Origin of the sequence: Azospirillum sp. B510 (genome assembly GCF_000010725.1) — a bacterium.
Taxonomy (GTDB): Bacteria; Pseudomonadota; Alphaproteobacteria; order Azospirillales; family Azospirillaceae; genus Azospirillum; species Azospirillum lipoferum_B.
Map to the genome: position 1 here is coordinate 843,337 of NC_013855.1, position 11,820 is coordinate 855,156.

Below are 11,820 nucleotides of genomic sequence, written 5' to 3' on the forward strand. Positions count from 1 at the left end.
CTTCCACGAAAACATGAAGGAAGGTTAATTCGCGCCGGCGCGCTCGGCCCGCAGCAGGGCCCTGGCCTCCTCGCCATAGGCGATCAGCCGTTCGACGCAGCGGTTGCGGTCGCCGATCTCGCCGAAACGCGCCTTGGCGGCGGCGGCGGCTTCGCTGTGGAGGGCGGCATCGGTTGTCAGGGCCACCGCCCGCGACAGATAGCCGTCGCGGTCGGAGACGCAGAAGTCCGGGCCGGAGACGACGGCGCCGTCGCCCCAGCCATAGGTCACCACCGGCAGCCCTTCGGCGAGGGCGAAGGCCGCGCCGCCGCCGCCGCCCTGGCGTGGCGGGTTCAGGAAGACATGGCAGCGGGCGTAGAGCGCGCGGATGTCGGCGACATGGCCCAGGCACCGCATGCGGGCGCCATTGCGCAGGGCGGCGAGGCGCGCCGGCAATTCGTCCACATCACCGGCGAAGACCAGCCCGGCCTCGGGGCGGCGGTCCAGGATGTCGTCGAGCAGTCCCAACACCTCCCCCGTCACCTCCTGGTCCAGCCGGGTGCCGACCATCACGAACAGGGTGGCGCCCTCCGGAAAGCCGGTGTCGATGCGCACCCCTGCCGACGGCGGCAGGGTGTAGCCGAAGGTGAAGGGACGGAACCGGCGGGCGAAGGGGCCGCGGTAGAGCGCCGGGATCGACTGGGTGTGGTCGCTCTCCTCGAACCCCAGCACGATGGGCGCCAGCGACAGGGTGATGCCGGAACTGGTGGGCAGCGCCACCACCGGGCGGGCGCCGGACATGGCGAACAGATCGGCGACGATGTTGGAGCCGCCGAAGGCGACGATCAGGTCGGGATCATAGCCGTCGATGGCCTCGACGATGACGCTCAGCTTGTTCCGGCTGAAGACCGGTTCGGTGAAGGATGCGGTCTTGACCTGCCGGCCGAACATCTTCAGCGCATAGACGCCGTCGAGATCGGCGGCGATCTCGGCGACCATCGGTGGGATGAAGACATTCTCCACCCGGCCCGGAAGGCCGTTGACGTTGATGATGGCGACATCCAGCCCGAACTCGTCCTGCATGCGGGCGGCGAAGTCGAAGCAATCGCGGGTCGGTTGATGGCCCTGGTTGGTGAACTGGTTGGTCACCACCGCGACACGGCGGATCGGCCCGTCGCGCAGTGCTGCCGGCGGCGGCGTCAGGCCCCAGCTCCGCGCGATCTGGCGGACCATCGCCGTGTAATAGCGGAACTGGTCGCAGGCGACGAAGCTGGCCTGCTTGTCGCCGCTCGCCACCCCCAGGAACAGCTGCCGTGACATGCACCAGTGGGTGTAGTGCAGAATCGCCGGCTCGGCGCTGTCGGCGCCCAGGATCAGGTAATGGAGAATGCGTTCGTAATGATAGAGATCCCCGGTCAGCAGGAACAGGACGGAGCGCAGCCGGACGGTGTCGTTCGACGGCGCGTCACGCTCCAGCCGTTCGGCCAAGGCCAGCCGGCTGTCGAGGTCCAGGGTGCGGCGCGTTTCCTCGCACAGCGCGGTGAGCCGGTTAAGCTTGTCGGCGTCGAACTGCCGGTCGGTCAAATGGACCATCAGAGCCGCGGCGGCCGCGGTCACGCGGTCGGATTGGACCGTTTCCGGCATCGTCTGGACCTTTCCTCTGACAGCTTGCCCGTGTGTACCGCCGCGACCATGGGCCGTGCAAGCGAACGCTGTCGGCCACGGCCCGGACGGGTGTCGTTGTGCGGCGCGGCGGAAGCCGTTGCGCCGCGTGCCGGAATGCGACACACTCCGAATAACCATATTTTTATGAGGGGAACCTTCATGGCTGGTTTCGACTCTGCCGCCGGCCCCGCCGGCGTGGTGACCGGACTGCTCGAAAAGGCCGCCGCCGAGCTGGACGCGATGTCCGACGCGGCGGGCGACATCGCGCCGGAGGTCGGTGACCTTACCAGCGTGCTGGTGGAGGCTCAGCGCATCGCCGACCGCGCCGCCCTGGAACTGCGGCGGCTGGTCCAGAGGGTTCCCCGCATACCGGCTTGAAGTGGGATCGGTTCAGACGGAATCGTCCGAAGCGTGAATCGCGCGAAAATCAAAAGATCAGAGTCTGTCTGATGCTTCAACAAGCATCAGACAGACTCTAAAATTTCAACCCGGCGACGCCGTCCAGGATCGCCCCCTCGGCCAGGGTGCGGCGCTCGATCTTGGCGCCGAACAGCTTGGCGCCGGTGAGGTCGGTCCGGGTCAGATCGCAGCCGCGCAGGTTGGCGAAGGACAGGTCGGCATTGCCGAGATTGACCGCCCGCAGACAGGCGCCGCCGAGGTCGGCATAGCGCAGCTTCGCCCCCGACAGGTCGGCGGGGCGGGAGCGCTGCTCGTCGAACACCAGGGGGCGCAGGTTGACGTTGCGCAGGTCGGCATTGTTCAGCTTCGCGTTCCGCAAGCCGATGCCGCGCAGATCGCCGTCCGTCAGCGTCGCCCCGCGCAAATCCGCCTTGTCGAGGACGGCGGCTTGCAGTTGAACGCCGGAGAGGTCCAGGCCGTAGAGCGTCGCCCCGACCGCCCGCAGCATGGTCAGGCACATATGGGCCAGGGACGGGGCATGGCGCAGGTCGAAGCCGGACAGGTCCAGCATCGCCCCCTGCGCCCCGCTCGATCCCACCCAGCTCATGTGATCGGCCAGAAGCTCCTCCAGGGACCGCCCCAGCTCCGCCACCACCCGGCCGACCGGCTTGTCGGTCAGCGCCTCTTCGACGTCGGCGTCGGTGAGGTCGGTCATCGTCATGGTGGCGCCGGTCAGCACCGCGCCACGCAGGCAGGCGCCGCGCAGATCGGCACCGGACAGATCGGCCCCCTCCATGTTGGAGCCGGTGAAATTGGCGCCGCGCATGGTTGCCCGCACCAGCTTGCAGCCGCGCATCACCGCGTCGGAAAAATCGGTGTGGATCGCCATGACGCCCGACATCCGGGCATTGGTCAGATTGGCCCCCGACAGGTCGGCGCCGTCGGCCTCGGCCGGATTGGAGTCGATCTGCACCATGTGCAGATGACCGGAGCGGTCCTTCTCGGCCAGCGAGCCGTCCCGCAGGTCGGCCTCGAACAGGTTGGCGCCGACCAGGATCGCCCCGCGCAGGCAGGCGCCGCGCAGATCGGCCTTGATCAGGCTGGCACCGTCGAGATTGGCCTGCCGCAGATCGGCGACGAAGAGGGAGGCGCAATCCAGCCGCGCCCCGGACAGATCGGCGCCGCGCAGGCTGGCGCCGACGAAATCGGCATGGGCGAGATCACGGCCCGCCATGTCCAGTCCCGACAGATCGCAGAAGGACAGGTTGGCGCGCGCGCCGCCGATACGGGCATTGCGGAACATCTCGTGCCGCCGCACCACCTGATCGAGCTGGGTCTGATCGATACGCTGTAGAGTGCGGTGCTGCACCATGTTGCGGCGAACTCCCTTTCCGGCCGAGTGTCGGACGGCCGGGCTTCAGAAAGGGTTAACTCAGGCCGCCGATTCGTTCTCCAACGCCTGCTCGCCGGCATCCGGACGGCAGCCCGGACGCTCCGCCAGGATGGCGGCGATGGCATGGCGCAGATCCTCGGGAGACACCGGCTTGTGCAGCAGGCGGCATCCGGTGGCCATCGCCTCGCGGATACGCTCCGGCGCGGTGTCGCCGGTCAGGATCAGCCCCGGAATCCTGCGGCCCAGCCGCTCCCCCACCTTCGCGACGGTCTGCACACCGGTCAGCCGTCCCGGCAGCCGGAAGTCGCTGACGATCAGGTCAGGTGGGGGCAGATCCGGTGAAGGCAGATCGGGTGTTGCCGAAGCGGGCGTGGGAATCGGATCGCCGAACAGCGCCAATGCGCTTTCGCCTTCAACGGCCGCCATCACGCGGTAATCCCAGCTTTCAAGCAGCAGCTTCACGGCGTCACGCTGGATCGGATCATCCTCCACCACCAGGATCATGCGGTCGCCGGTTCCCGGCGGATCGGCTTCCGGCATCGGAACCGCCGTCGGCAGCCGTTCCGTTCCAACCACCGGCACATTGATCGCGAAGACGGAACCGCGGCCCTGAAGCGACCGCACCTCCACCGCATGCCCCAGCAACGCCGCCTTGCGCCGCACCTTGGCGAGCCCCAGCCCCAGCCCCTGGCGGCGGTCGCGTTCCGGATTGCCGAGCTGCACGAAATCCTCGAAGATATTGTCGAGTTGTTCAGCGGGGATGCCGGTGCCGGTATCCCAGACCTCGATGCGCAACCACCGGCCATGACGGCGACAGCCGATGGTGACACGGCCTTCGTCGGTGAAGCGGATGGCGTTGCGCACCAGATCGCCCAGCATGCGGATCAACAGCATGCGGTCGGTGCGGACCACCATGCGGCTGGGGATCGCCCGCAGGCTCAGCCCCTTTTCCGTCGCCATGCCGTGGAATTCACCCACCAACTCCTCGAGCACGGCCGACACCGGCACATCGGCGAGCTGCGGCCGCACAACGCCCGCATCCAGCGTCGCCACCTCCAGCAGCGCATGCAGCAGCCTTTCCCCGGCATCCAGAGCCTCGCCCATCTTCTCGGCGATGCCGTGGTCGCGCGGGTCGGCCAGACGCTCCATCAGAATGTGATGAAACAGCCGCAAAGCCTGGAAAGGCTGGCGCAAATCATGGTTGGCCGCCGACAGGAAACGGCCTTTCGCCTGGTTGGCCCGCTCCTTCTCCTCAAGCGCGCGGCTCAACTTCACATTGAGGGCGCTGAGGGCGGCGGTGCGCTCCTCGACCCTCTCCTCCAACTGCGCATTGGCCTGTTCGAGCTGGACATTGGCTTGCGTCAGCGCCTGATGGGCGAGCGCCTCGCGCCGCAGGCTGGTCGCCCCCATGAACGACAAGCCGGCGAGCGCCGCGACACCGGCGACCACCACGAAGAGGCCGCGCTCCATGCGGACATACCAGGGGGCAAGAACGACGGCACGCGGAATCATGACCGCCGACAGGATCGGCAGCGGGCCCATCCGCTTCAGTCCGAGGACCGATGGCGCGCCGCCCCCCCTCCAATCCATCTCGACCCGGATGGCCCCAGGGTCGAGGCGCGGCAGGGCGTCCAGCGATGCCGATCCCGCTCCGGCAAGCCGGACGCCATCCGGCCGGTACAGCCCGACCGAGCGGGCCGTCCCGTCGCCGAAGGCATTGCGCACCGGCGTCAACACCGACACCGGCAGCCCAACCACGACCGCGCCGTCGAAAACACCGGCGGCGGTACGGATGCGACGGACGAGCAGGATGGCGGGCCGTCCCGCCATATGGCCGAAGGCCGGCAGGATATCCCGATCCTCCTCCGATGCCACGGGGCGGAGCAGCAGGGACAATCCGTCAGCGGTCTCGGGCGCCGCGAACGCGACGGCGGAGCCATAGCGCAGCGATCCATCGGCACCGAGCAGGGTGAGCCGCCCGTTGCTCTCAACCGCCATTGCCTCCGCCAAGCTGCGCTCCGTCCAGGAGTCCAGACCATGGCCGTCCATCCGGTCGGCGACACGCTCCAGCAGGCCGACGCTGCTTTCGAGAAGACCATGCGCATTGCTGTCGAACAGGACCGCTCCCTGCCGGGCGTCCTCTTCCGCGCGTTCAAGCGTGTCCCGGTAGTCGAGCGTGGTGACCGCGGCCCAGGACGCCGTTCCCAACAGGGCCAGCACGGCGCAGAGCACCGCGACCAGAAGACGCGGGGACGAGGCGATGCGACGGAGCGGATCGGACATCGACGTCAAGGGTGACGGCATCAGGGGCGATGTCATCGGCCCGGTCAGACAGGCATTGGAAGGACTCCCGGCAGGCGATGCCGAGGAGTTTCCCAAAGCCGCAGTGGCGGGCGGGTGACGATCATCGACGCAAAATCCTCGGCGGTCACGAAACTTCGCTGCGACGGATCAGGGCGGACGATCCGGTGCGACTGACGCGCGTCCTATCCAGGCCAACGCAAACAAGCGGGAATGAACTCCCGCCCGTCATTCCGCCCGCCAGTATAAAATGCCAGCGCAGGTCTCTCCGCTCGACGGATGATCCGGAACTATAGCTTAGCCCCAATTGTCCGATGAATAATATCACACCAAGAAATTACGCGCGACCGATCTTGGCGACTATGACCATTATCATAAACAGCCTGTCCATAGGGTAAGCGTAAACTCGGCAAGACCGCAGGCTGTCACGTGTGGCTTTTACAGCGGCCGCCACTTAAGATGTTTCTCATTATTTATCGCCTGTCTATGTTTACCAGAATTCAGCCGCGCGGTGCCGGCAAGTTGTATGTCAGGCAATGCAAGACGGCCGGGGTCGCAGGGATGCGCCGCGCTATCGGAGAGCGATCAGGCACTCCGTGCAGGCCCGGCAAAGCGGAGCACGGTGCCCGCGATCAGGGAGGAGGGGCTGTGGTCTGGGTCTCGCCACGCACGATCAGGATCAGACCGTCGTCCGCGGCTTCGATCTCTTTGCCGGCGCCGCGGGGAATCGGAACCTTCTGACGACGGCAGAACAGCAGAAGCAACGCCAGCGTCTTGCTGGGTGTGAACAGAACCTCCCGTGATCGGGAGGCGCCGCTCTGCTGGATTTGAACCGACAGCCCGCCTTCGGACGTGGGCGTCACCATGGTGACGACGCCCAGCGGCAGGTCCGTCTGATTCGGAGCCTTCTGGTACCAGCCTAGTGCGTTCTTCAGGGAGGAATTTGTGAAGAACAGTTCCCGTGTCTCGACGATCATTCCATCCCTGACCAAACACTCAGGCCCGGCCGCCCTCCAGTCCCGGATTGAGCCGGAACGTGATCGCGCGCCCCAGTTTGGATTCCCGCAGAAGGATCTGCTTGGTTTCCAGCAGCTTGATGGCCCGGTTGACATTAGGCCGCTGCATGCCCAGCGCGTCAGCCAGCTCGGACTGGAGCACCGGAACGGAACGATCGAAATGGAGCCTGCGGCTCAGGTAGGTGAACACACGAAGCGCCTCCAGAGTGATCTCGCGGTCGGTCGATACAGCTCTGGAGATGACGTCATGATGATGCAGCATCGTGGCCTCGGTACGCAAGGTTGTCAGGTTGCCGGAGCGATAATCGGTTGTGTTCGGCAGCGCGCCGCGCAAGCCCGCGGCACCCGGTGAAGTCTGCGATCCCGTGTTCGGTTCCGTCATCGTCGCCTCCCATCCGCTGCGGCCGGCGCGGCCGGTGTTTTCAGATGAGGTGACCGTAGCCCATGATTATTGTTCAAGTATGTCGCCCCGATTTCGCGGCTGACATAATTGGTGTCTCCGGAAGCAATCATGAAATCGGATTGAAACCACGGGCCGAGGCCGCGGGCCGCCACTCCGCCGCCCCCATGGTGCGTTGATATGTCGCGGGGATAGGGCGGCGGGGAACCGGCCCGCGGCCGGCATGTTTCAGAACGGATGCGCCCGACGACGGGGGACGACGGCGGGGCGGAGACGGAGGAGGAACCCGCGCCATGCACAGACTAATCCTGCTGCGCCATGGTCAGAGCGTGTGGAACGCGGAAGACCGCTTCACGGGATGGACCGATGTCGGCCTGACCGACCGTGGCATCGCCGAGACCCGCCGGGCCTCGGACCTGCTGAAGGCGGCGGGCATCGATCTCGACATCGCCTTCACCTCGGTGTTGAGCCGCGCGATCGAGACCCTGCATCTGGTGCTGCGCGACATGGATCGTCTGTGGCTGCCCGTGCACAAGCACTGGCGCCTCAACGAACGTCATTACGGCGCGTTGCAGGGGCTGAACAAGACGGAGACGGCGGAGCGCCACGGGGTGGAACAGGTGTTCCGGTGGCGGCGGAGCTGGGACATCCCGCCGCCGCCGATCGATCCCGACGATCCGCGATCGGCGGTGACCGGCCGGCGCTATGCCGGCATCGCCCGCTCCAACCTGCCGCGCGGCGAAAGCCTGAAGGACACCACAGACCGGGTCGTTCCCTTCTGGCGCGACGAGATCGCTCCGGCATTGCGGTTGGGCGCCCGCGTCCTGGTGTCGGCCCATGGCAACAGTCTGCGCGGGCTGGTCAAGCATCTCGACGCCGTCGCCGACCAGGACATTCCGCTGTTCGAGATTCCGACCAGCCGCCCGCTGGTCTATGAACTCGGCGCCGACCTGACGCCGCTTCGCCGCTATTTCCTTGGCGAAAACGGCGCGGTGGAGGAGATCGGCTGGTCGAAGGACGACCCGGCGGGCAAGGGCGGCAACGCCGCGGCGTGAAACCTCTCCTCACCCACGGGGAGAGGAGGGGGCGCTTCGCCGCTTGGGGCCGCGGCCGGTGCGGGAGGCGTCCCGGCCGGCGTCCTTCACCGCCGGGTGATGGAAATGTTGCGGGTGGCCGCCCGCCTTCTCGCCCTTGCCGCGCTCCGGCCCGCCCCGGCGGCCGCCACGGCGTTCCTCGACACGGCTGCTGTAGCAGTTGTCGCAGACGCGGAACCGGTGGTTGGCCTTCAACCGCGTGCCGCAGACCGGACAGGCGCGGGCGAGCGAGCGTTCGGCGAGCGTCCGCTCGATGAAGGCGTTCAGATGAGCCCGGCGCTCCTGGCACAGATCCATCTCGGGATAGGCGTCGGGGAAACGGTAGGCGAGCCAGGCATAGGCGGTCAGCTCCTTCACCGCGCGCTCGGCCTTCTCCAGTTCCACGTCGGTGCCGACGCTGTGGCGGAAGCGTTCGGCGGCGTCGGGGGCGGCGTTGGGAATGCCCCTGCCCTGGTTGACCGCCCAGCCGCCGAGAAGGCGCAGGTTGTTCTGGTCGCGGGTGTCGATCGGGCAGCGGGCCAGCATGTCACGCTGAGCCAGCGGCAGCTTGGCGCGGTCCACCGCGGCGGCGGCCTGGATGCGCTGTTCCAGATCGGTCATGCGGAAGGTCTGGTTGGCGCGCAACAGCTCCTGACCGGCGGTGCGCAGAACCTTGGCGAGGCTGTCGGTGTCCAGCTCCTGCGCGATGGCCTCGACATGGCTGAGATTGGGGGAGATCCAGGAGCGCGGATCCTCCGGCGGCACCGGCGGCGAGGTCAGCGCCCGGCGCACCGGGTTGATGCTCTCGCCGTCCAGCACGGCGACGCGGCCTTCCTCATGCATGCCGAAACGGCCGGCGCGGCCGCCGATCTGGCGGATCTCCGACGCGGTCAGCTCGCGCTCCTCCCGCCCGTCATATTTGCGGGTGGTGGACAGCACGACGCGGGCGACCGGCAAATTCAGCCCCATGCCGATGGCGTCGGTCGCCACCAGCACATCCGCCGTGCCCTCGCGGAAGCGGCGCGCCTCGGCCCGGCGGACCTCCGGCGACAACGCGCCATAGATCACCGCGACATTGTGGTTGCGGCCCAGCAGGTCATGGCGCAGCGCCATCACGTCCTTGCGCGAGAAGGCGATCAGCGCGTCGCCCGTCTTCACCTCGTCCAGCTTGACCCGCTCCTCCTGCACGCGCAGCGGTGACTTGCGGGTGAATTCGACGACCTCCAGCTCCTCGCCCATGGCGTCGGCCAGACGCTTGACATAGGGAATGGCGTCGGCGGAGCCGGTCATCAGGATTTCCGGCGCCGCCACCCCGGCAACCGCCTGGGTCCAGGCCCAGCCGCGGTCGGGGTCGCCGATCATCTGGATCTCGTCGATGACGCAGGCGCCCCAGATCCGGGAGGTGTTCACCATCTCGATGGTGGAGGAGGTGAAGGATGCTCCCGGCCGCACGTCGCGCTCCTCGCCGGTGACGAGGCTGCATGGGCGCCCACGGGTCTCCAGCGCCTCCTGCCCCTCCAGCGCCAGCAGACGCAAGGGGGCGAGGTAGCAGCCGCTCTCCGCCTCGGCCAGCCGGTCCATCGCCGCATGGGTCTTGCCCGAATTGGTCGGGCCGACGAACAGCCGCAGCTTGCGGATCATCGCGCGGGCGGTGGTGAAGCTGTCGAGATAGACGCCCATGCCGGACGCGTTCTCCAACCGCTCCCGCCGCACCTTCAAACCGGCGCGGGATGCCGCGGTGGAGAACGCCTCCTCCATCGCGTCGAGCAGGGTCTGCAAACGCGGGATGCGGCCACCGAAACCGACGACGCGGCCCAGCTCGTCGGCGAAGCCCTTCGGCCGCCAGGAGTCGCCGAAGCCCGCCGCCCGCTGCCCCATCGACGCGACCCAGCCATCGACCCGGTCCTTGGCCTTGGCGATGGCGGGGGACGACAGGCAGGCGCCCTTCACCCTCTTGCCCAGCGCCTTGGCCTGCGGACGGCCGAACCCCTCGTCGATGGTCAGCAGGCCCCACAGGTCGGCCTCGATGTCGGGCAGCGGGCCGAGCGCCACCTTGAAGCGCAGCTTCAGCTTGCGGTCGGTGCCGGGGATCTGGACGACATGGTTGACCGCGACCGACCAGCGCGCCGGGGTGCTGTCGGCATCCACCTCGATCCCGTCGCCGCGCACCACGGCGGCCACCGCGCGCAGGGCGTCGCGGCGGTCGAATTCGTCAGCGGTGCCGGGGGTGCGGCCGGAACGGGCGTTGTCGGAGGTCTCGTCGGTCATGAAGCGTCTTTTGTTGGAATTGTCCCGGTCATGCAAGCGGTTCGGTGGAGCCGACCCGCCGGACGGCCGATCCGGCAAGGCGGATGGGATCCGCGTCCAGGCGACAGCCCCCCCCCACGACAGCCCCCCCCCACGACAGCCCCCCCCCCACGACAGCCATAGGGCGCCGGGATCTCTCTTTATGGCCGGGCTCCCTCTTTATGGGTCTGGCCGGCCGATTCGGCAAGCCGAATCCCCCGATCGGAGCAAGGCCGGGCTAATTCGATTCCGCCGCCGTTTCGCCGATCCCGCTCGTGCGAAAAGGGGGGAGGACCGGCCACATAGAGCCACGCAGGTTTGGCGGTCCGCCCCAACGGGTTAACCGCCGCCACCCGGCGGGCAGCTCCCGCCGGATCGGCTGCACAAGCTGTCAATACTCTGTTCCAATTGATTTTTTGGGGAGATGCGCATGCCGAACCCTCGTGAGGTCCTGGAACTGATCGAGCGCATGCGGTGCATTTCGAACGATGGGGAGCGCCGGGCCCTGATCGATCGGCTGGGCGCGGTGGAGCGTCCGACGGTGCTGTCCTTCCTGAACGCGCACGGCCTGAATGTCTGCATGGGTTCGGACGCGGCGCTGGCCGCCTTCCGCGCGTCGGACGTGCTGCTGCGCGACGGGATCGGGTTGCAGGCGGTCCTGCCGGTGCTGGGCATGCCGGCCGGCCTGAACATGAACGGCACCGACTTCATTCCGCTGCTGCTGAAATCGCTGTCCGCCCGCAGCGTCGCCATCTATGGCACCGCCACCCCATGGCTGACCCGTGCCCGGCTTGCGCTGGAGGCGGCGACACCGCACCGCTACACCGACCTCCAGCACGGCTTCCACCCGACGGACCATTACATCGCCCAGGCGCGGGCCACCCGTCCGGACATCATCCTGCTCGCCATGGGCATGCCCAAGCAGGAGCGGGTCGCGGCGGAACTGAGGCATGCGCTCGACCATCCGGTTCTGATCGTCAATGGCGGCGCCATCGTCGATTTCCTCGCCGGCCGCTTCAGGCGCGCCCCGGAAACCGTCCAGCGCTCCGGCCTGGAATGGGCCTTCCGTCTGGCGCAGGAGCCGCGCCGCCTGTTCCGCCGCTATTGCATCGGTGCCTTCGGCTTCGCCTGGAGCACCGTCCGCCTTCGCCGTGCCGCATCCCTCCGCACCCGCGAAGCGGGCGCCGCAGCGCCCGTTTCCAGCCGGATCCCTCCGTCGCCGATCCGGCGGTCGCCTGTCCAGAAGGAGCTTTGAGACGTGGAAAATCTTCCCCAGATCAATCACGGAGGCCATGGACCGGGAGGCCA

General features: G+C 67.7%; 9 protein-coding genes. 3 read left to right on the forward strand and 6 right to left on the reverse strand.

The annotated features are described in order from the left end of the window. Positions 1-24: 24 nt before the first annotated feature. Complete coding sequence (locus AZL_RS18855) at positions 25-1,623, reverse strand: glycosyltransferase (protein WP_042444239.1); 1,599 nt, start codon at positions 1,621-1,623, stop codon at positions 25-27. Positions 1,624-1,803: 180 nt separating this feature from the next. On the opposite strand from AZL_RS18855, the gene AZL_RS18860 reads away from it, so the two are divergent. Beyond that, a complete protein-coding gene (locus AZL_RS18860) occupies positions 1,804-2,022 on the forward strand; it encodes a hypothetical protein (protein ID WP_042444241.1) in 219 nt (72 codons plus the stop codon). Positions 2,023-2,119: 97 nt separating this feature from the next. Here AZL_RS18860 and AZL_RS18865 read toward each other — a convergent pair whose 3' ends face one another. The 4 genes from AZL_RS18865 to AZL_RS18880 form a co-directional block, all read right to left on the reverse strand. Next, positions 2,120-3,415 carry a pentapeptide repeat-containing protein gene (locus tag AZL_RS18865; protein WP_012976083.1) on the reverse strand — a complete coding sequence of 432 codons (1,296 nt, stop codon included), beginning with the start codon at positions 3,413-3,415 and terminating at the stop codon, positions 2,120-2,122. A 60-nt stretch (positions 3,416-3,475) separates the two neighbouring features. Next, positions 3,476-5,740: a hybrid sensor histidine kinase/response regulator gene (locus AZL_RS18870; RefSeq protein WP_247894353.1), complete on the reverse strand. Its 2,265-nt coding sequence runs from the start codon at positions 5,738-5,740 to the stop codon at positions 3,476-3,478. Positions 5,741-6,369: 629 nt separating this feature from the next. Continuing rightward, complete coding sequence (locus tag AZL_RS18875) at positions 6,370-6,714, reverse strand: hypothetical protein (protein WP_042444243.1); 345 nt, start codon at positions 6,712-6,714, stop codon at positions 6,370-6,372. 19 nt (positions 6,715-6,733) lie between these two features. Then, a complete protein-coding gene (locus AZL_RS18880) occupies positions 6,734-7,135 on the reverse strand; it encodes a MarR family transcriptional regulator (RefSeq protein WP_012976085.1) in 402 nt (133 codons plus the stop codon). 311 nt (positions 7,136-7,446) lie between these two features. Between AZL_RS18880 and gpmA the strand changes: the two genes are divergently transcribed. After that, complete coding sequence (gene gpmA, locus AZL_RS18885; RefSeq protein ID WP_012976086.1) at positions 7,447-8,208, forward strand: 2,3-diphosphoglycerate-dependent phosphoglycerate mutase; 762 nt, start codon at positions 7,447-7,449, stop codon at positions 8,206-8,208. Between the two features lie 9 nt (positions 8,209-8,217). On the opposite strand, the gene AZL_RS18890 is transcribed toward gpmA, so the two are convergent. After that, positions 8,218-10,494, reverse strand: a complete 2,277-nt coding sequence (locus AZL_RS18890) for a helicase-related protein (RefSeq protein ID WP_012976087.1) — start codon at positions 10,492-10,494, stop codon at positions 8,218-8,220. Positions 10,495-10,942: 448 nt separating this feature from the next. Here AZL_RS18890 and AZL_RS18895 point away from each other — a divergent pair, with 448 nt between their 5' ends. Then, positions 10,943-11,767 carry a WecB/TagA/CpsF family glycosyltransferase gene (locus tag AZL_RS18895; RefSeq protein ID WP_148219492.1) on the forward strand — a complete coding sequence of 275 codons (825 nt, stop codon included), beginning with the start codon at positions 10,943-10,945 and terminating at the stop codon, positions 11,765-11,767. Positions 11,768-11,820: the final 53 nt, after the last annotated feature.